Origin of the sequence: Pseudomonas sp., assembly GCF_030147005.1 — a bacterium.
Lineage (GTDB): Bacteria > Pseudomonadota > Gammaproteobacteria > Pseudomonadales > Pseudomonadaceae > Aquipseudomonas.
In genome coordinates, this window is the sequence record NZ_JASLAW010000175.1 from 1 (window position 1) to 24,706 (window position 24,706).

The following is a 24,706-nucleotide window of genomic DNA, read 5'->3' on the forward strand; positions in this document are numbered from 1 at the left end:
GTTGACTATCAGTCTGACTCCACAAGCACCCACACGAATTGCTTGATTCAGTTGTTAAAGAGCGGTTGGTTAAGAGCTATTCGTCTCAACCGAGGCGCGCATTCTACAGCAGCCTCATTTGCTGTCAAGCGGTTATTTTCAGAAGCTTTCGAAGATTTCTTCAACAACTTCAACCACTTGCGCTTCCGATCTCTCGTTAGCGGGAGGCGAATTCTACAGCGTTACACGCTGCTGTCAACACCTCTTTTTCTCAGCTTTCGACCGAGAGGATCGAAACGTTAATAGAGCCAAACAACACTGCTCTACCAACTCCTTCTGGGCTTCGATGAACTGAAGCAACTCGCTGTCGAATTCTGCGTAACTCTTTGTTTACCAAGGAGTTTTCCGTTTCGACTGCGCCGGAAGTGGGGCGAATTATAGACTTCCAGAATCTGCCGTCAAGGGTTAATTACGTTTTTGTCGCAGAAGGTGCTTTTCTGGTAATAAGGCGCGGAATCCGACGCATCACCGGCGGCACACGCAACACCAGAAGCAATGCCCCGATAGAAGCATAGACAGCCCACTCCTTAAGATCAGCCCGAACTATCCACAACATGTGCAACAAGCCGAGCCCCAAAATCACGTACACCAAACGATGCAGTTTTTTCCAGCGACTACCCAACCGACGCTGACTATAACGATTGGACGTCGCGGCCAAAACCAGTAAAGACAGAAACCCCAGCATGCCGACAATTATGTACGGGCGCTTACGCAACTCCACATCCAGCTGCGACCAGTCAAACCCCAGGACGAATACACAATAAGCCGCCAAATGCAGCACTACATAGGCAAAGCACCACAACCCCAGTTGCCGGCGAACGGCAATCCACCCTGCCCAACCGCTCAATTTCTGGAGCGGTGTCATCGCAAGCGTGATCAGCAATAGAATCAGGGTGCCCAGACCCAGGCGGTCAACCAGCACTTTGCCCGGGTCGGGCCCCAGGGTAAAACTCCAGGCTTCATATAGCCAGTACAAAGGCCATACAGCGGCTGCAATAAAGACGCCGATGCGCCAGATCGGATAACGCATCAATAGTTCTTCTTCAGGTCGAGACCTGTATATAGAGAAGCGACCTCATCCGCGTAGCCATTGAACATCTGCGTGTCACGCACGTTCGGGCTAAAAAGGCCGCTCGGCAACCGGCGTTCCCGCGCCTGGGTCCAACGCGGATGGTCAACCGTTGGGTTCACATTCGCATAAAACCCATACTCATCAGCAGCGATGCTCTGCCAAGTGGTCTTAGGCTGCTCGCTTGCAAGACTGATCCGCACGATCGACTTCACGCTCTTGAAGCCATACTTCCAAGGCACGATCAAGCGCAAGGGCGCACCGTTCTGGTTAGGCAACTCTCGCCCATACATACCAACGGCAAGAATCGCCAATGGATTCATCGCCTCGTCCAGACGCAGCCCTTCCACATAAGGCCAGTCGATCAAGCCGAAACTGGAGCGCTGACCCGGCATGCTCTTCGGGTCCTGCAAAGTTTCAAATCGGATGTACTTCGCTTTGGAAGTAGGTTCAACCTGTTTGAGCAAGGCGGAAATAGGAAAGCCGATCCAGGGGATGACCATCGACCACGCTTCGACGCAACGCAGGCGGTAGATGCGCTCTTCCAGCTCGTAAGGCTTCATGAAGTCTTCCAAAGCGTAGCGCCCCGGTTTCGCGACCTCACCGTCAATCACAACACTCCATGGCTCAGTTTTGAGCGAGCCCGCATTCTTCGCCGGGTCGCCCTTGTCTGTGCCGAACTCGTAGAAGTTGTTGTAGTGGGTTGCATCCTTGAACGGCGTGATCGCCTCATCCTTGACCGTCACCGCTTGCCATTTGGTACCTGGGAGCTTTTGCGCAAACCAATTGGGCGCCTTGCCCGGCTCGACATCGGCATAACGTGCCGCCTCTTCAGCGCCGGCCCAACGGGGCAAGCTGCTCGTGGCAATGCCGGCAAGCGCACCACCGAGCAAGCTGCGGCGAGAGAGATAGAAAGACTCAGGAGTGACATCCGATTCGTGGCAATCGGACGCTTTTGGGATTTTGATTAACATGGCAACTCCGCAGCATTGGAGAACTGATGCACCAATAGACTGCGGAGTATGGGGGAAATTACATTAAGGCAATGTTTTGTCCCGGCGAAGATGCAGCAGGTACTGAATCGGCCCCGAAGCGGCGTAGACCAGGAAGGCCAACAACAGAATTCGCGGCGGGTCGCTGAATACCACTGCAAACACCAGTACCACGACAAGAATCGCTACGAAAGGAACACGCCCTTTGAGGTCTAACTCCTTGAAGCTGTTGTACTTGATATTACTGACCATCAACATGCCGGCCGCAGCAACCATCAACGCGACCAGGAACGACATTTTCGATCCCTGGATGCCGTAGTCACTGAACGCCCAAACGATACCCGCCACCACTCCCGCAGCAGCAGGACTGGCCAGGCCAATGAAGTACCGTTTGTCGGCAGTGCCTACTTGAGTGTTGAAACGCGCAAGACGCAAAGCCGCACCCGCAACATAGATGAAGGCCACCATCCAGCCGACCTTCCCCATATCACCGAGCGCCCAGGCAAACGCCAGCAACGCAGGGGCGACACCAAAGGCAACCATGTCCGACAACGAGTCGTACTCGGCACCGAAAGCGCTCTGGGTATTGGTCATGCGCGCGACACGACCATCCAGGCCATCCAGCACCATGGCGACGAAGATGGCGATGGCGGCAAAACCAAAGTACTTGCTGGCACTCGCCGCATCACCCGCAGCCAATGCGCTTTGGGCACTCATCGAGTTGATGATGGAATAGAAGCCGGCAAACAGATTCGCCGTAGTAAACAGGTTGGGCAGCAGATAGATGCCACGATGCCGGACCTTGCGGCCTTCCGCGTCATGCCCTTCTTCGACATGCTCATCAATCGGTAGCAGGCTTTCGGCGTCAGAAGCCTGGTTTGGCTCTTCGGGACGTTCGCTCATGGACTTTACCTTGCAACGGGGTGAAAAAAATTCGACAGATACTTGCGGCGAGTGTTCGCCCGCAAACGATGCAGCTTTATACCAGAACCAGCTTACTCAAACGAAAAAACGCGGCCGAAGCCGCGTTTTCCCTGGGTACGTACGACTTAGTTTTTGGCTTTGTCGACGATTTTGTTGGCACCGATCCACGGCATCATGGAGCGCAGTTGCTCGCCGATGACTTCGATACCGTGGGCGGCGTTGTTACGACGCTTGGCGGTCATCGAAGGGTAGCCGGTCGCGCCTTCGCTGATGAACATTTTGGCGTATTCGCCGTCCTGAATACGTTTCAGAGCATTGCGCATAGCCTGGCGGGACTCGGCGTTGATCACTTCCGGACCGGTTACGTACTCACCGTACTCGGCGTTGTTGGAGATCGAGTAGTTCATGTTGGCGATACCGCCTTCGTACATGAGGTCAACGATCAACTTCAGTTCGTGCAGGCATTCGAAGTAGGCCATTTCCGGCGCGTAGCCAGCTTCAACCAAAGTTTCGAAACCGGCTTTCACCAGCTCAACGGTACCGCCGCACAGTACGGCCTGTTCGCCGAACAGGTCGGTTTCAGTTTCGTCCTTGAAGGTGGTTTCGATGATGCCGGTACGACCGCCGCCGACGCCGGCAGCGTAGGACAGTGCAACGTTCTTGGCGTTGCCCGAAGCGTCCTGGTAGATCGCGATCAAGTCAGGAATACCGCCGCCTTTGACGAACTCGGAACGTACGGTGTGGCCCGGAGCCTTCGGCGCGATCATGATCACGTCGAGGTCGGCGCGCGGCACAACCTGGTTGTAGTGAATCGCGAAACCGTGGGAAAAGGCCAGGGTGGCGCCCTTCTTGATGTTCGGCTCGATTTCGTTTTTGTACAGCGCGGACTGGAACTCGTCCGGAGTCAGGATCATGACCAGGTCGGCGGCCGCAACAGCGGAAGCAACGTCAGTCACTTTGAGGCCGTGAGCTTCAGCCTTGGCAACGGTAGCCGAGCCTTTGCGCAGGCCAACGGTAACGTCAACGCCGGAATCTTTCAGGTTGCACGCTTGGGCGTGGCCCTGGGAGCCGTAACCGATGATGGCGACTTTCTTGCCCTGGATGATCGACAGGTCACAATCTTTATCGTAATAAACTTTCATGAGGTTCCTCTATATATCCAGGCCGTAAGGCCATTCGCTAATTGGGTTAGATGCTGAGTACTTTGTCGCCACGGGCAATCCCGGTGACACCACTGCGTACGGTTTCCAGAATCGAGGCCGTCCCGATCGACTGGATGAAGCTGTCCAGCTTGTCGCTCGTACCGGTCAGTTGAACGGTATAAACGCTGGCGCTCACATCGACGATCTGCCCGCGATAAATGTCGGTGGTGCGCTTGATCTCGGCACGTTGGGCACCCGTGGCCTTGACCTTGACCAGCATCAGCTCGCGCTCGATGTGGGCACTTTCCGACAGGTCGACCAGCTTGACCACTTCGATCAGCTTGTTGAGGTTCTTGGTGATCTGCTCGATCACCTCATCATGACCCACGGTGGTCAACGTCAGGCGCGACAGGGTCGGGTCTTCGGTCGGGGCCACGGTCAGGCTTTCGATGTTGTAGTTGCGTTGCGAAAACAGGCCGACAACACGGGACAGAGCGCCGGGTTCGTTCTCCAGAAGCAGGGAGATAATGTGCCGCATGATTAAGTACGCTCCGTCTTGTTCAGCCACATATCGCGCATAGAGCCGTCTTTGATTTGCATCGGGTAGACGTGCTCGCTGGTATCCACCTGAATATCGATGAACACCAGGCGGTCCTTCATGGCGAACGCTTCTTCCATCTTCGGCTTCAGATCTTTCAAATCGGTGATGCGCATGCCTACGTGGCCATAGGCTTCAACCAACTTGACGAAATCCGGCAGCGATTCCATGTAAGAGTGGGAGTGACGACTACCGTAGCTCATGTCCTGCCACTGACGAACCATGCCCAGCACGCCGTTGTTCAGGCAGACGATCTTCACGGGAAGGCCGTACTGCAGGCACGTCGACAGTTCCTGGATGTTCATCTGGATGCTGCCTTCGCCAGTGACACAGGCCACGTCGGCGTCCGGAAAGCTCAGCTTTACTCCCATGGCCGCCGGGAAACCAAAGCCCATCGTGCCCAGGCCACCGGAGTTGATCCAGCGGTTAGGCTTGTCGAACTTGTAGTACTGCGCGGCGAACATCTGGTGCTGGCCCACGTCGGAGGTCACAAAGGCGTCGCCCTTGGTCACTTCGCACAGGGTCTCGATCACGGTTTGTGGCTTGATGATGCTGCCGTCGCCCTTGTCGTAAGGGAACAGGCCGCGGTCGCCGCGCCATTCGTCGATTTGCTTCCACCAGCTGGCAACGGATTCCTTGTTCGGCGTTTCGCCGATGTCCTTGAGCGCTGCGACCATTTCGGTCAGTACGCTTTCCACTGGCCCTACGATCGGCACGTCGGCCTTGATGGTCTTGGAGATGGACGCCGGGTCGATGTCGATATGGATGATCTTGGCGTTCGGGCAAAACTTGCTCGCGCCGTTGATCACGCGGTCATCGAACCGTGCGCCAACCGCCAGAATTACATCGGCGTGGTGCATGGTCAGGTTGGCGGTGTAACTGCCGTGCATGCCGAGCATGCCGACGAACTGACGATCCGAACCCGGAAATGCGCCAAGTCCCATCAAGGTATTGGTAACCGGCAGGTTAAGCAGCTTGGCCAATTCGGTCAGCGGTGCGGAACCGCCGCCCAGAATCACGCCACCCCCGGAGTACAGTACCGGGCGCTTGGCGGCCAGGAGCATTTCCGCCGCCTTGCGGATTTGCCCGGAGTGCCCACGCACGGCCGGGCTGTAGGAGCGCAGCTTGGCTTTCTTCGGGAAAATGTATTCGAATTTTTCGGCCGGGTTAGTCATGTCCTTGGGAATATCTACCACTACAGGACCCGGACGACCGGATTGTGCGAGGTAGAACGCCTTTTTCATGATTTCCGGAATTTCCGACGCATGCTTGATCATGAAGCTATGTTTCACGATCGGCCGGGAGATACCGATCATGTCGGTTTCCTGGAACGCATCAGTACCGACCATGGTGCTGGCAACCTGACCGGAAATAATCACCATCGGAATGGAGTCCATATAGGCAGTCGCGATGCCAGTGATGGCATTGGTTGCGCCTGGGCCGGACGTTACCAGTACCACGCCGGCTTTACCGGTGGCACGGGCGTAACCATCGGCCATATGGGTCGCGGCCTGTTCGTGGCGAACCAGGATGTGGGTAACAGCCGGTTCCTTGAACAGTGCGTCGTAGACGTGCAGCAAAGCACCACCAGGGTACCCGTAGATATAGTCGACACCTTCGTCACGCAAAAAGCGGACGAGCATCTCACCGCCAGATAAAAGCTCCACGTTGTTCACCTCTAAAACGCCAGAATACCGTCCGTTAAAAACCGACGGGTCTTAATAGGTTTACTTCTCAACAGAGCATGAGCGACGGTGGTCGCCGACTACGTCAGCACTGACTGAGCAAGTATTGGGATCGTCCCAAGTGTTGCGGGCTTTTCCCACCCAGCGCGAGGTAACGCGTTGCGGGTGTTACAGGTCGGCGCGGATATGCGCCTCATGATCTGCTGAGCGGGCCTGCTTCTGGCAGTCCCGATACAGCGGACTTTGGATTCTTCTGTTTCATGCTCTTCAAGTCAAGCAATAATTGCGCTTTTTTCCAACTAAGCGCATGAGAACGTAGAAGAAAGGGCTTTGAGGAGGGATAAAACTCGCCTGAATGTCGCCAAGCGATAGAAATGTGCGCAAGACTGCCGAAAAATCCGACAGTCATGCAATTAACGAGCGTCGACGATCAATTGGTCGAACTTTTTCAGCGCGTTGCGCAAGCCAAGGCTCTCCAGCGGCCGGTCGGCATACACCATCTCGGCCATTTCCAGAATTCCGGAAGCATTGGGCAAAGGCAGATCCTGTTCGAGGATCTGCTTCATGCGCACCAGGAAAACCCATTGCAGCCACTGGTGAAAATCCAATGTGTCGACCGAAAAAGGCTCGACGCTACTGAGGGCTTCGGCGCTGGGGGACACTTCGTCCCACCAGCCCTGCACGCGCAATTCTCGCTCGATCAACAACAACTGTTCGGCAATGGCCGGAAAACGTACATCCATCAGAGGCTGACCTTGGCTTTTGCCCGAGCCTGAGCAGCGCCGGCCGCGTCGCCTTGTGCGGCACGCGCGTCACCGATCAACGCCCACAGGCTGGCTTGCAGGTCGGGACGACCGTTGGCCATGGTCAAACCACGGCGAGCGAACTGCTCGGCTTGCGGCGCATCACCCTGGGCCATGCGTACCTGGGCCAGGCGATACAACACTTGGGGTTCGCGAGGCGCAACCCGTTGGGCACGTTCAAGGCTCGACGAAGCGCCATTGAGATCGCCACCGGCCTGCTGTTGCTGGGCAGTGGTGAGCAGCGCCAATACCGGGCCATCCAGTTGTTCATCAGCCGACAGACCGCCGGCATTGGACGACGAAGGAATTCCGCTCGGCGTCGACGGCACACTGTAGCTGCCCTGGTTGACCGGCGGCGTTTGGATAGGCGTGGAATCGCTCGGCCCCGAAGTGCTTGGCCCAGGGGTCCATGGTTCGGCACTGATCGGCGCTGCGGCGGCGGCACCACTGCCAGGCACCATCACTACCACGCCCGAGTCCTGCGGCATTGCCTGAGGTTTGGCCTGCGCCGGACGGTTAGTCACGGTTTGACGAAACCCGCCGTTAGCCGAAATCCGGTCGTTATTGGAGACGTTCGTACTCGAGTCCACTACCGGAATAGAGCCGCGTTGCACGCTGGAGCAACCGCCGAGCAAAGCCAGAACTGTAATCGCTGGAATCCACAACTTGTTCACTTGAAACCCTCTTTGCTTAATTCATCCAGCCCTTGACCCAATCCATCACCGACTCTGCGTCAGCAGGGGCACTGCCCCCGCATGCGGCACCCGGTGATGGCTCGCTGCCGCGAATATACGGCATCTGCACCGCACCCGGGCAGTTGGCATCGGAACCTTGGCCTGTGTGCGGATCAATCCAGGCCTGCACGATATTGTCCGGCTGCGGCATGTTGAGTGGCAACGGGTCGGCCTTACGCATAAAGCTGGTCCAAACCTGCAGCGCGCCAGTCGCACCGGTGAACGGCGTCTTGCCATTGTCGTCACGGCCCAGCCACACCACGGCCAGTACGTCCTGGCCAAAACCTGCGAACCAGCTGTCGCGCGAGTCGTTACTGGTGCCGGTCTTGCCCGCCAGCGTCAGGTTCGACGGCAGCACGCTGTAAACCGAGCGCCCGGTACCTTCACGCATCACACGCTGCATGGCGTTCTGGATCAGGTAAATGGAGCCCGCGTCGAAACGCTGTTGGATCTGGAACGGGTAGCGCTTGAGCGGTTCGCCCTCGGCGGTCAGCACACTGCGAATACCGCGCATCGGCGTATTGAAACCGCCATTGGCCAGGGTCTGGTACATGGTGGCCACTTCCATCGGGCTCATGGCCGCCGCCCCCAGAAGCATCGACGGGAACGCCGGAAACTCTCGCTCGATCCCCAGTCGCGCCAGCGTCTTCAGAACATTCGGCACGCCGACTTCGAGCCCCAGGCGCGATGTCGAGATGTTGTAGGAATGCGCCAGTCCCTGATACAGGAACACTGTGCCATGCGAGCGGCGGTCGAAGTTCTTTGGCGTCCATACCTGACCGTCGGCCCCTTTGATAGACAGCGGATCATCCGAAAGCCAACTGGTCAGCGTGTACTTGCTCGGTTTTTCCAGAGCGGTCAGGTAAACCGCCGGCTTGACCAGCGAGCCGATCGGACGCACGGCATCGAGGGCGCGGTTGAAACCGGCAAAACTGGCCTGACGGCTACCGATCATGGCCTGGACCTCCCCGGTTTCCGGGTTGGTCACGACCATGGCGGCTTCTACTTCATCGGAGCCTTTACGGCCGGTGAGGCGCTTGAAGGTGTCGTTGACCGACGCCTCGGCCTTCATCTGCAGAATCGGGTCGAAGCTGGTGAAGATACGCAGCCCTTCTTCGGTCAAGTCTTCGTCGCGGTAGTCTTCACGCAGTTGACGTTTGACCAAATCAATAAAGCCGGGGAATGAGCTGTCTGCCAGTTTGCCGCGGGTGGTGACCCCCAGCGGCATTTGCTTCGCGGCTGCGACCTGCTCAGCAGTGGCAACGCCCTGCTGTTCCAATACATCGAGCACCAGGTTGCGACGTTCGAGCGCACGCTCAGGGTTGCGACGCGGGTTGTAATAGGACGGCCCCTTGACCATCCCCACCAGCAGCGCAACCTGGTGCAACTTCAATTCAGACAACGGCTGCCCGAAGAAGAACTGACTGGCCAAGCCGAAACCGTGCACCGCGCGCTGGCCGTCCTGGCCGACGAAGACCTCGTTGAGGTACGCCTCGAGGATTTCCTGCTTGCTGTAATGCAACTCCAGCAGCATCGCCATCATGGCTTCGGTGAGCTTACGTGTCAGGCTGCGCTCACTGGTCAGGTAGAAGTTTTTCACCAGTTGCTGGGTGAGCGTACTGCCGCCCTGAGTCATCTTGCCGCCGGAGGTATTGATCCAAATCGCGCGGGCGATCGACTTTGGCGAGACGCCCCAGTGGCTGTAGAAGTCGCGGTCCTCTACAGCAACCAGCGTTTCCAACAGGTACGGAGGCGCTTGATCGAGTTTGATCAGAATCCGGTCTTCAAGGTTCTTGGGATAAATGCCGCCGATCATCAGCGGCTCGAGGCGTACAACCGGCAGCTTGGCACCGTTGAGCGACGACAGCTCGGCCACGTAATCACCGGAAAAACGCACGCGTACCGGCTGGGCTTTTTCCAGGCCTTCGTAGAATTGAAAGCCGCGGGTGTTCAGGTCGACGGTATTCCCGCTGACGGCGGCCGAGCCCGGGCCGTTGCTCACGGGCTCGCGCCGATAGCCCAGCGCATCGAGTTCGGTGAGGAAGTCTTCCTTGCTCAGTTTCTGGCCGGCGAACAATTCCAGCGGGCGTGCATACACCTTGGCCGGGATGGTCCAGCGCTTGCCGGAGAACTTCTCCTGGACCACGGCGTCGAGATACACCGCGACGCCGGCGAGCGCCACAAGGCCAACCAGGCCGAGCTTGAGCGCCCAGCCCAGCCACGGGCGCAGGCTGCGCGAAGGAGGTTTTTTACGGGAACGGGGAGATCGGGTTCGAGTCATGGCGGCGGATTATACGCACTTTATTGATGATCAACATGAGCCGGACAGCGGTTTGCACGACCGCCAGTAGCGGCCATAATGCCTGCAATGATTTCTCCCAGACTTTGAAGGATCGCCCGTGAGCCACTCTCTGATTGCCGCCCTGCAAAACCCGGCTTTGTATCCGCATCCGGTGGAAGCATTTCAAGTCATTGAAACCCATATTTCCTGGGTGATCCTGACCGGTCCCTATGCTTATAAACTGAAGAAACCGATGAACTTCGGCTTCCTGGACTTCACCGACCTGGAAAAGCGCGGCCACTTTTGCAACGAAGAGCTGCGCCTCAACCAGCGCCTGACCGAAGATTTGTATCTTGAAGTGCTACCAATTACCGGCACTGCCGATGCACCGCGATTGGCGGGCGACGGCCCGGTGATCGAGTACGCGCTGAAAATGCGTCAATTTCCGCAAAGCCAGATGTTGAGCACCTTGCAAGCCAACGGTGAACTCACCAGCGCTCACATTGACGAAATGGCCAAGCAGATCGCGCACTTCCACCTCAATGCCCCCAAGGTTTCGCAAGAGCACCCGGCCGGCACCCCGGAAGAAGTGATGGCACCGGTACGCCAGAACTTCGAACAGATCCGCCCTTTCCTCACTGACAAGGCCGACCTCACTCAGCTCGAAGCCCTGCAAGCCTGGGCCGATAGCAGCTTCGAACGCCTCAAGCCGCTGCTGGAACAGCGCAAACTCAGTGGATTCACCCGCGAATGCCATGGTGATATCCACCTGGGTAACGCCACGCTGATCGACGGCCATGTGGTGATCTTCGACTGCATCGAATTCAACGAGCCGTTCCGCTTCACCGACGTGTACGCCGACACCGCGTTCCTGGCGATGGACTTGGAAGACCGTGGCCTCAAATTCCTTGCGCGACGGTTTATGAGCCAATACCTGGAACTGACCGGGGATTATCAGGGCCTGGAGTTGCTGAACTTCTACAAGGCTTATCGCGCCTTGGTCCGGGCGAAAGTTGCGCTGTTCAGCATGCCGAGCGAAGCCGACCCGGTGCAACGCGCCACCACCCTGCGTCAGTACCGCAACTATGCCAATCTGGCTGAAAGCTACAGCACTATCCCATCGCGCTTCCTGGCAATTACCCATGGTGTTTCGGCCGTGGGCAAAAGCCATGTCGCAATGCGCCTGGTCGAGGCATTAGGGGCTGTTCGCCTGCGTTCGGACGTGGAACGCAAACGCCTGTTTGGCGAGCAGCACGTCGAAAACACACCGCAAGCCGGTATCTATAGCCATGACGCCAGTGCTGCGACGTACACGCGCCTCAACGAAATTGCCGACACTGTGCTGCGCGCCGGTTTCCCGGTGGTGCTGGATGCCACCTTCTTGAAACTCGAACAGCGTGATGCGGCAGCCCGAGTTGCCGAATCCACCGGGGCACCGTTCCTGATTCTGGATTGCAATGCGCCCCAAGCCGTTATCGCCAGTTGGCTGGCACAGCGTGAGGCCGAAAAAAACGATCCGTCCGACGCAACATTGACAGTTATCGAAGAACAACAGGCCAGTCGTGACCCGCTGACCGCGCAGGAGCTGCTGTTGAGCAAACGCGTCGAGACCAATGAAAGCGGAACCCTCGATGCCTTGGTCGCGCATATTCGTCAACGCTTGCCCGGCCTGTAAGAAATATTTCTTGGTCGTGCCGCCGACTTTGGCGCACGACCCTGCAATACTGGCACTATAGTGGCATTACAATTCCAACAGGAGTCGCCGTCATGAGTCAGCCCAAGCTTCTTGATACCCCGCTCTACGCGCTCCTGCACAAGGACGACATTCGGGCCTTCAATCAGCAGCGCCCCGAAGACGGCGTCATCGACATGCGTGGCGGCGACTTCCGAGGCTTGGATCTGCGCGACCTGAACGCTGCGGGTATCGACTTTACCGACGCCTATTTCCGCTCTGCCGACTTACGTGGGCTGGATTTACGCGAATGTTCATTGGAGGGCGCCAGCCTGGCCCATGCGCAGATTTCCGGCACTTACTTCTCACCCGACCTGACGGCTGACGAGATCCTGATGTCGGTGAATTTCGGGACCCGCCTGCGTTACCGCACCAAATAACCTCAAAACCCCAGCTCCCGGCCGCGCATCAGGCGTGCCGGGCGCTTTTCCGTGCCCGACATAAAGCGGCGTTCTTATAAGCTTTTAAGCCATTCCCGACCAAAGAATCACGCTTTTCCTACTGAGCGCTACACTCATTTTCAGGCTTGCCTGGTCACGAATACCCACCGCACCCTTCGGCCGTCGCAAGGAGGCTTGATGAACGATGAGCTGCAACACCTGAAAAACCTTGGCAAGACGTCGGCACAGTGGCTGCATGCGGTGGGCATCCACAGCGCATCCGACCTACGCCGCCTTGGCGCAGTCGATGCTTACCGAGCCGTGCGAACTCGCGGGTTCCGCGCATCAAAAGTCCTGCTCTATGCCATTGAAGGCGCATTGATGGACGTGCATTGGAACGACATACCCAAGGAGCGCAAGGAGGCGTTGAACCGTCAGTTGGATGCGCTCTCGACGCGCCAGTCGATTTAGATCCGACGATCAATCCAGTATTTGCAGGCTTTTTGAGAAAAGTAACGGGTACGGATAAAACAAGGGTTGACTCTCAAATGAGAATCGTTATGATTATCGCAACTGGTCGCGAGATCAGCCGATAACTGAAAGACCATTGGTTCGGACTCTCAGATTATCTCCTCATCAGGCTAATCACGGTTATTTGACCCGGCTCTTGCCGGGTCTTTTTTTGCCTGTGAGAAACTGAGTTCAGCGCGCGATGATCAACGGATGGCCACGCTCCGGATGCAACTGCACCAATACATCCAGACCAAACACCGCTTTGAGCGGCTCGGGTCGCAGCACCTGTGCCGGTGTGTCCAAGGCGTGAGGGCGTCCGTCCTCCAGCAACAGGATACGATCACAGTAACGCGCGGCCAGGTTCAGGTCATGCAGGATCACCAACACCGCTGCGCCACGATCGGCAAAGCTACGGATCGCCTGCAAGGTCGTATGCTGATGCAACGGATCAAGCATCGATGTCGGTTCATCCAGCAACAGCGTCTGCCCCGCCTCGCCCGGCCATAACTGCGCCAATACACGGGCCAGGTGCACCCGTTGACGCTCTCCGCCCGATAACGCCAAGTAACTGCGACCACTCAGGTGCCCCACATCCGCCGCCTGCAGCGCCGCGCTGATGATTTGCTCATCACGTACTCGCCCTGTCTGATGCGGCAAGCGGCCCATGCCGACAACTTCCTCGACACGGAAAGCGAAATCCAGGGTTGAGGTCTGGGGTAATACCGCCAGGCGTTGCGCTCGTTGTGCTCCGCTCAAATGCTTCAACTCTTGCTGATCCAGCCAGACCTTGCCCTGATCAGGCAGCAACTCACCGCACAGCGCACTCAGCAAGGTACTTTTGCCCGCACCATTGGGACCCAACACGCCCAGCACTTCGCCCGGCAGCAGGTCCAAGGTGACATCCGCCAACACGGTTTTGCGTGCGCGGCGGATCTGCAACGCTTCCACGCGCAACATCAGGCGCGCCCTCGCAGCAATAAATAAAGGAAAAATGGTGCGCCGATGAACGCGGTGACGATACCGATCGGCAGTTCCGCCGGCGCCAACGCCAAGCGCGCGACCAAATCCGCGAACAGCAACAAGCTCGCCCCCGCCAGCACCGAAGCAGGCAATAACACTCGGTGATCCGGCCCTGCCAGCAACCGCACCAAGTGCGGTACCACCAACCCGACAAAGCCGATCATGCCGGCCGCAGCCACCGCTGCGCCAACGCCCAACGCCGTACAGAACACCAGCTCACGCTTGAGCCTTTCAACATCAATGCCCAGATGGCTGGCCTCGGACTCACCCAGCAATAGCGCATTCAAGGCCTTCGCTCGGCGCGGCAGCCACAGCGCCACGCCCGCACTCACCAGCAGCAACGGCCATAATCGCGAATAGCTGGCGCCATTGAGGCTGCCCAGGTTCCAGAATGTCAGGGTACGCAAGGTGGCGTCGTCCGCCAGGTAGGTGAACAGCCCCACTGCGGAACCGGCGAGGGCTGTAAGCGCGATGCCGGCGAGCAGCATCGTCGCGACGTTGGTTTGGCCATTGCGCCGCCCTAATCGATAAACCAGCGCCGTGACGCCCAGGCCTCCCAGAAACGCACAAATCGACAACAGATAGGGCCCGAGTGCATCCGGCAACCCGCCAAAAAGCGAGCCTCCGACAATTGCCACCGCAGCCCCCAACGCCGCGCCACTGGACACGCCCACCAGGCCAGGATCGGCCAACGGGTTGCGAAACAACCCCTGCATCGCCACACCCGACAATGCGAGCACAGCACCAACGGCCAGGCCCAGTAACGTGCGCGGCAAGCGAATCTGACCCAGGATCAACTCTGCTTGTTCAAGCCCCCGGGCATCAATCGGCGCTCCCATCAATCGCAACGCCGCCCTGACCGTGTCGAACAACGGCAGGCTGACCGGGCCCAGGGCCAATGAAAGCCAGGTCGCCACCAGACATAACAGCGCCAGTCCGATAAACAGCGTTTTCGGCTTAACCAATGTCGTCATGGGGCGGGTTGAGCATGGGCCGGGAAAAATCCAGCCGACAACTGCGCCAGGCTTTGCGGCAAGCGCGGCCCGAGTCCGCCCACCAGCAGAGTCGGGTCCAACTCAATCACCCGGCCGCTCTTGGCAGCCGGCGTGGATGCGAGGATAGGGTTTTCCTTGAACAACGCTGCGCGCGCTGCTTCACCACTGAGTGCCCGATCGGCAAATACCAGCACATCAGGACTCAACCCGGCCAGCGACTCCACCGAGAACGGTTTGTAACCACTATGAACCGCCAGGTTATGGCCGCCGGCCTGTTGCAACATCCAATCAGCGGCTGTGCCCTTGCCCGCAATCAACGGCTTGCCGCCGGCGTGCCCGAGCAACAGCAACACACCGGGTAATTTTTGCGTCAGCCGCGCCGTGGCCACCCAGGCTTTCTGCTGATCAAGCGCCTGCTCATATCCGGTAAACAACTTATTGGCCTCGGCCTCGCTGCCCAGCAGCTTGCCCAGGTGCAACAGGTTGGCTCTCAGGCTCGGTAGATCCGGCTGCGCGGAGAACATCTCTACCTGCACCCCCGCGCCGCGTATTTGCGCCAGCACCGGTGGCGGCCCCATCTCTTCGGTGCCCACCAGCACCTGCGGGCGCAGGCTGAGAATGCCCTCGGCCGACAACTGGCGCTGATAGCCGATACTGGGCAATGCCTTGAGTGATGCCGGATGCTGGCTTGTGGTGTCCACGCCAACCAGCTTCGACTCACCTCCCAATACCGTCACCCATTCCGATAACGCGCCACCGGCGCTTACCCAGCGTTGCGGCAGTTCCAAGGCTTGGGCCGTGTGGCTCACCAGCAATCCGGCAACAAGCGCAATAACGCTGGCACTCAGGCGCATAACAGGGTTTCCTTCCAGGGCAGGGCTGCTCAAGCACTCATCAATGTGACAGATAAACCCTACCCGGCATCGTATTGAGCACCCGATCAGCTGACGGGCGAAGCGGGCATTTGATAATTGTTTGCATTTGAACGTCAAGGCACTTAAGGAATGAAATGAAGTTTCTCTGCCCCTCCAAGGCCCTCGCGCCCGACAGCAGCCTCGGTTTTGATATCGACGGCTGCAAACTGCTGGCGGTGAGGCGGGATGGCGTTGCCTACTTCTATGTCAACCGCTGCCCCCATCGCGGCATCCCGCTGGAATGGCAGCCGAACGGCTTCCTCGACTCAAGCGCCAGCCTGATTCAATGCGCCACCCATGGGGCGCTGTTCCTGATCGAAAGCGGCGAATGCATCGCCGGCCCCTGCGCAGGCCAGAGCCTCACCGCCCTGCCCGGCCGTGAAGACGAACAAGGCCTGTGGGTGGAACTCTAAGTGCCCAACAGCACTTTCAACGCACGCTCGATGTAGATCTCTTCAGGCGTGACCCGTACACCGTACGCCAGCACCTCGACCCCCGCCGCCTTCGCCTCACGCAATGCAGCGGCGTAACCCGCGTCAATTTCCACCGCCGGACGCACCGCATCGATCCCCGACAAATTGACGCAATACAACTGCACTGCCCGAACGCCTTCGCGCGCCAGGTAGGCCAACTCTCGCAAGTGCTTGGCACCGCGCTGGGTCACCGCATCGGGGAATGCCGCCACAGAGGTGCCATCAAAGCCCAAAGTGACACTTTTGACTTCGACAAACGCCGCGCCGTGCGGGTATTCCAGGCGAAAGTCGATGCGGCTTTTTTCCTGCCCGTAAGGCACTTCCCGCTTCAACGCGGTAAAGCCATTGAGCTCAGTGATCAGCCCGGCACGCAATGCCTCTTCGACCAACTGATTGGCGCGTGCCGTGTTGACGCATGCCAGCCGCCCCTGGGGCGTTTCGGCGATTTCCCAAGTGCCCGGCAACTTGCGCTTGGGGTCAGTGGAACGGCTGAACCAGACCTGGCCGCCTTCCACCATGCAGTTGAGCATCGAACCGGTGTTCGGGCAGTGAATGGTGAGTAACTCGCCGGTAGCGGTTTCGATATCGGTGAGAAACCGCTTATAGCGGCGAATTAGCCGACCTGTTTCGAGGGGAGGATGAAAACGCATCAGCCTTGCCAACTCCGCAAGCCGCGAGCAATTCGCTCCACCGCTTCTTGTAGCCGATCAAGGTTTTGCGTGTAGGCAAAACGCACATGATGACCCGCCTGATAACGACCGAAATCCAGCCCCGGGGTGAAAGCAACATATTCGGTTTCCAGGAAATGGCGGCAGAATGCGAAGGCATCACCGCCGAACATGCTGATATCGGCATAGAGATAGAACGCCCCTTCCGGCTCTACGGCAATACCAAACCCCAACTCGCGCAGGGCTGGCAGCAGGAAGTCACGACGCCGGCCAAACTCGGCGCGGCGCTCCTCCAGAATGCTCAGAGTCCGCGGGGTGAAACAGGCCAAGGCCGCATGCTGGGCCATGCTCGGCGCGCTGATGTAAAGGTTTTGCGCCAACTTCTCCAATTCATCGACCGCTGCAGGTGGAGCAACCAGCCAGCCCAGGCGCCAGCCGGTCATGCCGAAATACTTCGAAAAACTATTCAGGACGAAAGCGTCGTCGTCGACTTCCAACACGCTGGCGGCGTCGGTGCCGTAGGTGAGGCCATGATAGATCTCGTCAACCACCAGATGGCCGTCGCGTGCCTTGATGGCACTCGACAGTCCGGCCAGTTCGTCTCGAGTGAGAATGGTCCCGGTCGGGTTGGCCGGGGACGCAACCAGGGCGCCCACGCTGTCCTGGTTCCAGTGCCTGGTCACCAGATCAGCGGTCAATTGGTAGCGTACGTCGGGCCCCACCGGCACCAACTGCGCCGCGCCCTCCACCAAGCGCAGGAAATGCCGGTTGCAGGGGTAGCCTGGATCCGCCAACAGCCAGTGCTTGCCCGGATCCACCAGCAGGCTGCTGGCCAATAACAACGCGCCGGAGCCACCGGGCGTGATCAGAATACGTTGCGGATCTACGCTCAACCCGTAGCGCTGCTGGTAGAAACCGCTGATCGCTTCGCGCAACTCGGGCAGCCCACGGGCGGCGGTATAGCGGGTCTTGCCGTTGGCCAACGCGGCCTGGCCAGCCTGGATAATCGGCTCGGCGGTGGTGAAATCCGGCTCGCCGATTTCAAGGTGAATCACGTCGTGACCGGCTGACTGCAGCTCATTGGCCCGCGCCAGTAATGCCATGACATGAAAAGGTTCGATGGCGCGACTGCGCGCACTATAGGGCTGAGCCATTAGCCTTCCTTAGACGGTGAGACAAAATCTGGATTCTACCGAACCCTCACGGTAAAACATGCTCTATTGCCTGACCGGCCGACTTCACGGTCCGGGCAAGCGCCGGCAAAACGACTAAAATCAACACCTGACACAAGACATAGCCAGCCATGGCGGGCCGTTGCAGTTTGCAACCCCGACGCGACAGGCTCGACAACCGGGAGTGGCGCACCCCGAATCTATCTGGTAAGTTCGCCCGCTTGCAGCCGCAGGGCCGGCAGGTGTCGGTGACGTTGCAATCCTGCGCAATGGATTAGAAGAGTGAGAGGCGGTCTATTCATGTCCACCCAAGCAAAGCAACAAACAGCACCAGGCCTCGGCGGCTTCGAACCCTATGTGGAAAAAAAGGGCGAGGAGTACATGGGCGAGCCCATGCGCGAGCACTTCACTAAAATCCTCAACAAGTGGAAACAGGACTTGATGCAGGAGGTCGACCGCACGGTTGACCATATGAAGGACGAAGCAGCCAACTTCCCTGACCCGGCCGACCGTGCCAGCCAGGAAGAAGAGTTTGCCCTTGAACTGCGCGCCCGTGATCGCGAGCGCAAGTTGATCAAGAAAATCGACAAGACCTTGCAACTGATCAAAGACGAAGAATACGGCTGGTGCGAATCCTGCGGCGTCGAGATCGGTATCCGTCGCCTTGAAGCCCGCCCGACCGCGGACCTCTGTGTAGACTGCAAGACCTTGGCCGAAATCAAGGAAAAACAGGTCGGCAAGTAATGCCTGCCGGGCTGAACGAATGGGGCGTGCGAACGCCCCATTTTTGTTTCTGGCGTTTACCGATTTTCCAGTAGTATCCGCCTCATGACTGCCTCTACCTATATCGGGCGATTCGCCCCCACGCCCAGCGGCCATTTGCACTTCGGCTCCCTAGTCGCCGCCCTCGCCTCCTACCTCGACGCCCGCGCCAATCAAGGCCGTTGGCTGATGCGCATGGAAGACCTCGATCCGCCCCGTGAAGAACCCGGCGCCCAGGCGGCGATCCTGCATGCCTTGGAAAGCTACGGCTTTGAATGGGATGGCGAACTGGTCCGGCAGAGCGAGCGACACGACGCCTACGCCAAGGTATTGAACGACCTGTTCAACCACGGCCTGGCCTACGCCTGCACCTGCTCGCGCAAACAGCTGGAACCCTACAACGGGATTTACCCCGGCCTTTGCCGCAATGCCGGTCACGATCAGCAGGATGCCGCTATCCGTCTGCGCGTGCCCGAGCTTGAATATCATTTCACCGACCGCGTACAGGGCCAATTCCGACAGCATCTGGGGCGCGATGCAGGCGACTTCATCATCCGCCGCCGCGATGGTCTGTACGCCTATCAACTGGCCGTGGTGCTGGATGACGCCTGGCAAGGCATTACCGACATCGTGCGCGGCGCCGACCTGCTCGACTCCACGCCACGCCAGCTCTACCTCCAGGAATTACTCGGCCTGCGCCAGCCGCGTTACCTGCATGTGCCGCTGATCGTCCAGCCGGACGGTAACAAACTGGGCAAATCATACCGTTCGCCACCGCTGACGGCAGACCAGGCCACACCTTTGCTGCTCAGAGCGCTGCGCGCCCTCGGCCAGCCGGCCAGTGACGCGCTGCTTTACGCCAGCCCACGGGAACTGCTGGATTGGGGCATCCAGCACTGGGATGCCACGCTGATCCCGCGCACACTCACGCTGGCCGAAGCGCAATTGAGCTGAAGGCGCTTGCAGCTTGCCAGCCATCCGTTACCATCGCCGCAATTCTTCACTCAGAGGCCAACATGTACATCTATCGATTGGTCCTGCTGCTGGTCGTCGGGATCTACCTGTTTTCCCCCGCCATCATGGATTGGTGGATCGATGCCACGGGCGCCTGGTACCGTCCTTATCTGCTTTGGCTGATCCTGATCGTCGTGACCTTCATCCTGCAGAGCCAAAAAGATGCCGATGAGCTTTAGCCTCACCCAGATGCTGCTGATCAGCGCCGCCTACCTGGCTGCGTTGTTCGGCGTTGCCTGGATCAGTGAGCGCGGAATGATTCCGCGGGCGATCATTCGCCACCCATTGACCTACACCTTGTCCCTTGGCGTGTATGCCAGCGCCTGGGCGTTCTACGGTACGGTGGGCCTGGCCTATCAGTACGGCTATGGCTTCCTCTCCAGCTACCTTGGGGTGTCCGGTGCATTCCTGCTGGCGCCGGTGTTGCTGTACCCGATCCTGAAAATCACCCGTACCTACCAGTTGTCCTCCCTGGCAGACCTGTTTGCCTTTCGCTTTCGCAGTACCTGGGCCGGCGCGCTCACCACGATTTTCATGCTGATCGGCGTGCTGCCGCTGCTGGCCCTGCAGATCCAGGCAGTGGCCGACTCCATCAGCATCCTCACCCGCGAGCCGGTGCAACACCGCGTTGCCCTGGCCTTCTGCGCATTGATCAGCCTGTTCACCATTTTTTTCGGTTCTCGCCATATCGCCACCCGCGAAAAACATCAGGGCCTGGTGTTTGCGATTGCCTTTGAGTCCGTCATCAAGCTGATTGCCATCGGCGGCGTCGGCCTTTATGCGCTTTACGGCGTGTTCGACGGCCCGCAACAGTTGGAATTGTGGCTGCTGCAAAACCAGACCGCCCTCGCCGCCTTGCACACGCCTCTGCAAGAAGGCCCATGGCGAACGCTGCTGCTGGTGTTTTTCGCCTCGGCGATCGTGATGCCGCACATGTACCACATGACCTTCACCGAAAACCTCAACCCACGCTCACTGGTCAGCGCCAGCTGGGGTCTGCCACTGTTCCTGCTGTTGATGAGCCTGGCGGTGCCGCTGATTCTCTGGGCCGGCCTGAAACTGGGGGCCACCACCAACCCTGAGTATTTCACCCTTGGCATTGGCATCGCCGCCAACAGCCCGGCCCTGGCGCTGCTGGCGTATGTCGGCGGTTTGTCGGCAGCCAGTGGCTTGATCATTGTCACCACGCTGGCGCTCTCCGGGATGGCGCTTAACCACCTGGTGCTGCCGCTGTACCAGCCCCCGGCCGAAGGCAACATCTACCGCTGGCTGAAATGGACGCGCCGCGCGCTGATCGTGGCGATCATCATGGCCGGCTACGCTTTTTATCTGCTGCTGGGAGCCGGGCAGGACCTGGCCAACCTCGGCATCGTGGCATTTGTGGCCACCTTGCAGTTCCTGCCGGGCGTGCTGTCAGTGCTGTACTGGCCGACCGCTAATCGCCGTGGTTTTATCGCCGGGTTGCTGGCGGGCATCCTGGTGTGGCTGGTCACTATGTTGCTACCACTGGTCGGCAACCTGCAGGGGTTCTACATTCCCTTGCTGAACATGATTTACGTGCTGGACGACACGAGCTGGCACATGGCCGCGATCGCCTCGCTGGCCGCCAACGTGCTGATGTTCACGCTGATCTCGTTGTTCACCAACGCCAGCCCCGAAGAAACCAGCGCCGCCGAAGCCTGTGCGGTGGACAACGTGCGCCGCCCGCAACGCCGTGAGCTGCATGCGGCCTCGCCCCAGGAATTCGCCACACAACTGGCCAAGCCGCTCGGCGCCAAGGCGGCGCAAAAGGAAGTCGAACAGGCCTTGCGCGACTTGTACCTGCCGTTCGACGAGCGTCGCCCCTATGCCCTGCGGCGTTTGCGTGACCGTATCGAAGCCAACTTGTCCGGGCTGATGGGCCCCAGCGTGTCCCAGGACATGGTGGAAACCTTCCTGCCTTACAAAGCGGGCGGCGAAAACTACGTGACCGAAGACATCCATTTCATCGAAAGCCGGCTGGAGGACTATCACTCGCGCCTCACCGGCCTCGCCGCCGAGCTTGATGCCCTGCGCCGCTACCACCGCCAGACCCTGCAGGAACTGCCGATGGGCGTGTGCTCTCTGGCCAAGGACCAGGAAATCCTGATGTGGAACAAGGCCATGGAGGAGCTGACCGGTATCGCCGCGCAACGCGTGGTCGGCTCCCGCCTCAATACCCTTGGCGACCCATGGAAAGAACTGCTCCAGGGCTTTATCAACCTGCCCGACGAGCATTTGCACAAGCAGCACCTGGCCCTCGACGGCCAGACCCGCTGGCTCAACCTGCACAAAGCCGCCATTGACGAACCCCTGGCCCCCGGGAACAGTGGCCTGGTGTTATTGGTTGAAGACCTCACCGACACTCAGATGCTCGAAGACAAGCTGGTGCACTCCGAGCGCCTGGCCAGCATTGGTCGCCTGGCCGCCGGCGTGGCTCATGAGATAGGCAATCCGATCACCGGTATCGCCTGCCTGGCGCAAAACCTGCGCGAGGAGCGCGAGGAAGACGGTGAAATCACCGAAATCAGCGGGCAGATCCTTGAGCAGACCAAGCGCGTGTCGCGCATCGTGCAGTCGCTGATGAGCTTCGCCCACGCAGGCGGCCATCGGAATCAGGACGAAGCGGTGTGCCTGGCCGAAGTGGCGCAGGATGCCATTGGGCTGCTGGCCTTGAATCGGCGCAATTTCGAAGTACAGTTCTTTAACCTGTGCGATCCGGACCATTGGGTCGATGGCGACTCCCAGCGCCTGGCCCAGGTCCTGATCAACCTGCTGTCCAACGCTCGCGACGCGTCTGCGCCGCACACTGCGGTGCGCGTCAAGAGCGAGGCTTTCGAGCACACGGTCGACCTGATCGTGGAGGACGAAGGCAGCGGCATTCCAAAGAACATCATGGACCGATTGTTCGAACCTTTCTTCACCACCAAGGACCCAGGTGAAGGTACCGGTCTGGGCCTTGCACTGGTCTATTCCATCGTTGAAGAGCATTATGGACAAATCACCATCGACAGCCCGGCCGATGTTCAGAGCCAACGCGGCACCCGTATCCGGGTGACCTTGCCGCGTCATGTCGAAGCGACGTCCGCTGTGAACTGAGACCGTCGAGAGAATTGAATCAATGCCGCACATTTTGATCGTCGAAGACGAAACCATCATCCGCTCCGCCTTGCGTCGCCTGCTTGAACGTAATCAGTACCAGGTCAGCGAAGCTGGCTCGGTGCAGGAGGCCCAGGAGCGGTTCAGTATTCCCACGTTCGACCTGATCGTCAGCGACCTGCGTTTGCCGGGCGCGCCGGGTACCGAATTGATCAAGCTGGGCCAGGGCACTCCGGTGCTGATCATGACCAGCTACGCCAGCCTGCGCTCGGCGGTGGACTCGATGAAGATGGGCGCGGTGGACTACATCGCCAAGCCTTTCGACCACGACGAGATGCTCCAGGCGGTGGCCCGCATCCTGCGCGACCGCCAGTCGGCCAGCAGTGCGCCAGCCGAACAACGTCCGGCAGCAAAAGCTGCGGACAAGCCGGGTGTCGATAACAGTAACGGCGAGATCGGCATCATCGGCTCCTGTCCGCCGATGCAGGACCTTTACAGCAAGATCCGCAAAGTGGCGCCCACCGACTCCAATGTATTGATCCAGGGTGAGTCGGGCACCGGCAAGGAACTGGTGGCCCGCGCCCTGCATAACCTGTCCAAGCGCGCCAAGGCACCGATGATCTCGGTGAACTGCGCAGCAATCCCGGAATCCTTGATCGAGTCCGAATTGTTCGGCCACGAAAAAGGCGCGTTCACCGGTGCCAGCGCCGGGCGTGCAGGCTTGGTCGAAGCAGCCGACGGCGGCACCCTGTTCCTCGACGAAATCGGCGAGTTGCCGCTGGAAGCGCAAGCGCGCTTGTTGCGAGTGCTGCAGGAAGGTGAAATTCGCCGAGTCGGTTCGGTGCAATCGCAAAAGGTTGATGTACGCCTGATCGCAGCGACGCACCGCGACCTCAAGAGCCTGGCCAAGATCGGCCAGTTCCGCGAAGACTTGTATTACCGCTTGCACGTGATTGCGCTCAAGCTGCCGGCACTGCGCGAGCGTGGCGCCGACGTCAATGAAATTGCGAGTGCGTTCCTGCTGCGCCAGAGCGCGCGCATCAACCGTACCGACCTGAAATTTGCACCGGACGCGGAACAGGCCATCCGGCATTACTCATGGCCGGGCAACGTGCGCGAACTGGAGAACGCCGTCGAGCGTGCGGTCATCCTGTCGGAAAGCCCGGAAATATCCGCCGAGCTGTTGGGCATCGATATCGAACTCAGCGATTTGGACGACGACGACTTCATCGGCCTTGCGCCACAACAGGGCGCAGGCAGCAATACCAGCCATGAGCCGACGGAAGATTTGTCCCTTGAAGACTACTTCCAGCATTTCGTCCTCGAGCACCAGGACCACATGACCGAGACCGAACTGGCACGCAAGTTGGGCGTAAGCCGCAAGTGCCTGTGGGAACGTCGCCAACGCCTGGGCATTCCGCGGCGCAAGACCGGCGTCGCCAGCGAAAGCTGAGGGCCGGCGCCACAGGTAACACGTGCTTATGTGAAAAAACTGTTACCGCGGATATTTCGCGTAACAAAAGCCGGGGCTTACGGTAACGAAGCCCCGGCTTTTTTTCGCCCGTCAAAACCCAAGAATCGCCTCAACCCCCCGCTTTTGCGGGGCGGTGCAAAAGTTGGCACGCACCCTGCTATATGCTTAGTACAAAAACAATAACAAGCTTTGTACAAGACAATAA

23 protein-coding genes are annotated in these 24,706 nt (G+C 59.0%); 9 read left to right on the forward strand and 14 right to left on the reverse strand.

Annotated elements, in window-relative coordinates; genetic code table 11:
- Positions 1–448 precede the first annotated feature (448 nt).
- From msrQ to mrcB, 9 genes are all read right to left on the reverse strand, one after another.
- Positions 449–1,069, reverse strand: a complete 621-nt coding sequence (msrQ, locus tag Q1V60_RS16205) for a protein-methionine-sulfoxide reductase heme-binding subunit MsrQ (protein WP_300632228.1) — start codon at positions 1,067–1,069, stop codon at positions 449–451.
- Positions 1,069–2,082, reverse strand: a complete 1,014-nt coding sequence (gene msrP / locus Q1V60_RS16210; RefSeq protein ID WP_300632231.1) for a protein-methionine-sulfoxide reductase catalytic subunit MsrP — start codon at positions 2,080–2,082, stop codon at positions 1,069–1,071. The genes msrQ and msrP overlap by 1 nt, the downstream gene beginning before the upstream one ends.
- Positions 2,083–2,145: 63 nt before the next feature.
- The gene (pssA, locus tag Q1V60_RS16215) at positions 2,146–3,003 is read right to left on the reverse strand and encodes a CDP-diacylglycerol--serine O-phosphatidyltransferase (RefSeq protein WP_003176097.1); all 858 of its coding nucleotides are present in this window, start codon (positions 3,001–3,003) and stop codon (positions 2,146–2,148) included.
- 146 nt (positions 3,004–3,149) lie between these two features.
- The gene (gene ilvC / locus Q1V60_RS16220) at positions 3,150–4,166 is read right to left on the reverse strand and encodes a ketol-acid reductoisomerase (protein ID WP_003176099.1); all 1,017 of its coding nucleotides are present in this window, start codon (positions 4,164–4,166) and stop codon (positions 3,150–3,152) included.
- A 46-nt stretch (positions 4,167–4,212) separates the two neighbouring features.
- On the reverse strand, positions 4,213–4,704 hold the full coding sequence (gene ilvN / locus Q1V60_RS16225; RefSeq protein ID WP_003176102.1) for an acetolactate synthase small subunit: 492 nt from the start codon (positions 4,702–4,704) through the stop codon (positions 4,213–4,215).
- Positions 4,705–4,706: 2 nt separating this feature from the next.
- Positions 4,707–6,431: an acetolactate synthase 3 large subunit gene (locus Q1V60_RS16230; protein WP_300632241.1), complete on the reverse strand. Its 1,725-nt coding sequence runs from the start codon at positions 6,429–6,431 to the stop codon at positions 4,707–4,709.
- 431 nt (positions 6,432–6,862) lie between these two features.
- On the reverse strand, positions 6,863–7,192 hold the full coding sequence (locus Q1V60_RS16235; RefSeq protein ID WP_300632245.1) for a YqcC family protein: 330 nt from the start codon (positions 7,190–7,192) through the stop codon (positions 6,863–6,865).
- Positions 7,192–7,926 (reverse strand): hypothetical protein, encoded by a 735-nt coding sequence (locus tag Q1V60_RS16240; RefSeq protein ID WP_300632248.1) that lies wholly within the window; start codon positions 7,924–7,926, stop codon positions 7,192–7,194. The genes Q1V60_RS16235 and Q1V60_RS16240 overlap by 1 nt, the downstream gene beginning before the upstream one ends.
- Before the next feature lie 16 nt (positions 7,927–7,942).
- Positions 7,943–10,267, reverse strand: coding sequence for a penicillin-binding protein 1B (mrcB, locus tag Q1V60_RS16245; protein WP_300632251.1), 2,325 nt, complete (start codon positions 10,265–10,267; stop codon positions 7,943–7,945).
- Positions 10,268–10,385: 118 nt separating this feature from the next.
- Here mrcB and Q1V60_RS16250 point away from each other — a divergent pair, with 118 nt between their 5' ends.
- The 3 genes from Q1V60_RS16250 to Q1V60_RS16260 all read left to right on the forward strand — a co-directional run bounded on the left by Q1V60_RS16250 (position 10,386) and on the right by Q1V60_RS16260 (position 12,850).
- Positions 10,386–11,942 carry a bifunctional aminoglycoside phosphotransferase/ATP-binding protein gene (locus Q1V60_RS16250; RefSeq protein ID WP_300632254.1) on the forward strand — a complete coding sequence of 519 codons (1,557 nt, stop codon included), beginning with the start codon at positions 10,386–10,388 and terminating at the stop codon, positions 11,940–11,942.
- A gap of 92 nt (positions 11,943–12,034) precedes the next feature.
- The gene (locus Q1V60_RS16255) at positions 12,035–12,379 is read left to right on the forward strand and encodes a pentapeptide repeat-containing protein (RefSeq protein ID WP_300632257.1); all 345 of its coding nucleotides are present in this window, start codon (positions 12,035–12,037) and stop codon (positions 12,377–12,379) included.
- 198 nt (positions 12,380–12,577) lie between these two features.
- Complete coding sequence (locus Q1V60_RS16260) at positions 12,578–12,850, forward strand: TfoX/Sxy family protein (protein ID WP_300632260.1); 273 nt, start codon at positions 12,578–12,580, stop codon at positions 12,848–12,850.
- Positions 12,851–13,081: 231 nt separating this feature from the next.
- On the opposite strand, the gene Q1V60_RS16265 is transcribed toward Q1V60_RS16260, so the two are convergent.
- From Q1V60_RS16265 to Q1V60_RS16275, 3 genes are read right to left on the reverse strand one after another with little or no spacing between them, the layout of a single operon-like run.
- Entirely contained in the window at positions 13,082–13,849 is a 768-nt protein-coding gene (locus Q1V60_RS16265; protein WP_300632263.1) for a heme ABC transporter ATP-binding protein, read from the reverse strand.
- Positions 13,849–14,832: an iron ABC transporter permease gene (locus tag Q1V60_RS16270; protein WP_300632354.1), complete on the reverse strand. Its 984-nt coding sequence runs from the start codon at positions 14,830–14,832 to the stop codon at positions 13,849–13,851. Before Q1V60_RS16270 ends, Q1V60_RS16265 begins: the two co-directional genes overlap by 1 nt.
- Positions 14,833–14,882: 50 nt before the next feature.
- Positions 14,883–15,761 (reverse strand): ABC transporter substrate-binding protein, encoded by an 879-nt coding sequence (locus tag Q1V60_RS16275; protein ID WP_300632266.1) that lies wholly within the window; start codon positions 15,759–15,761, stop codon positions 14,883–14,885.
- 155 nt (positions 15,762–15,916) lie between these two features.
- On the opposite strand from Q1V60_RS16275, the gene Q1V60_RS16280 reads away from it, so the two are divergent.
- Positions 15,917–16,234 (forward strand): Rieske (2Fe-2S) protein, encoded by a 318-nt coding sequence (locus Q1V60_RS16280; protein WP_300632269.1) that lies wholly within the window; start codon positions 15,917–15,919, stop codon positions 16,232–16,234.
- Here the strand turns inward: Q1V60_RS16280 and sfsA are convergent.
- The gene (sfsA, locus tag Q1V60_RS16285) at positions 16,231–16,944 is read right to left on the reverse strand and encodes a DNA/RNA nuclease SfsA (RefSeq protein WP_300632272.1); all 714 of its coding nucleotides are present in this window, start codon (positions 16,942–16,944) and stop codon (positions 16,231–16,233) included. The two genes, Q1V60_RS16280 and sfsA, sit on opposite strands and share 4 nt — an antisense overlap.
- Positions 16,944–18,116, reverse strand: a complete 1,173-nt coding sequence (locus tag Q1V60_RS16290) for a pyridoxal phosphate-dependent aminotransferase (RefSeq protein ID WP_300632275.1) — start codon at positions 18,114–18,116, stop codon at positions 16,944–16,946. Before Q1V60_RS16290 ends, sfsA begins: the two co-directional genes overlap by 1 nt.
- Positions 18,117–18,434: 318 nt before the next feature.
- On the opposite strand from Q1V60_RS16290, the gene dksA reads away from it, so the two are divergent.
- The 5 genes from dksA to Q1V60_RS16315 all read left to right on the forward strand — a co-directional run bounded on the left by dksA (position 18,435) and on the right by Q1V60_RS16315 (position 24,480).
- Positions 18,435–18,878: an RNA polymerase-binding protein DksA gene (gene dksA / locus Q1V60_RS16295; protein WP_300632278.1), complete on the forward strand. Its 444-nt coding sequence runs from the start codon at positions 18,435–18,437 to the stop codon at positions 18,876–18,878.
- 84 nt (positions 18,879–18,962) lie between these two features.
- A complete protein-coding gene (gene gluQRS / locus Q1V60_RS16300; protein ID WP_300632281.1) occupies positions 18,963–19,850 on the forward strand; it encodes a tRNA glutamyl-Q(34) synthetase GluQRS in 888 nt (295 codons plus the stop codon).
- 62 nt (positions 19,851–19,912) lie between these two features.
- Positions 19,913–20,089, forward strand: a complete 177-nt coding sequence (locus tag Q1V60_RS16305) for a hypothetical protein (RefSeq protein ID WP_003176118.1) — start codon at positions 19,913–19,915, stop codon at positions 20,087–20,089.
- A complete protein-coding gene (locus tag Q1V60_RS16310; RefSeq protein ID WP_300632286.1) occupies positions 20,073–23,027 on the forward strand; it encodes a sensor histidine kinase in 2,955 nt (984 codons plus the stop codon). Before Q1V60_RS16305 ends, Q1V60_RS16310 begins: the two co-directional genes overlap by 17 nt.
- Before the next feature lie 22 nt (positions 23,028–23,049).
- Positions 23,050–24,480, forward strand: a complete 1,431-nt coding sequence (locus Q1V60_RS16315; RefSeq protein WP_300632289.1) for a sigma-54 dependent transcriptional regulator — start codon at positions 23,050–23,052, stop codon at positions 24,478–24,480.
- Positions 24,481–24,706: the final 226 nt, after the last annotated feature.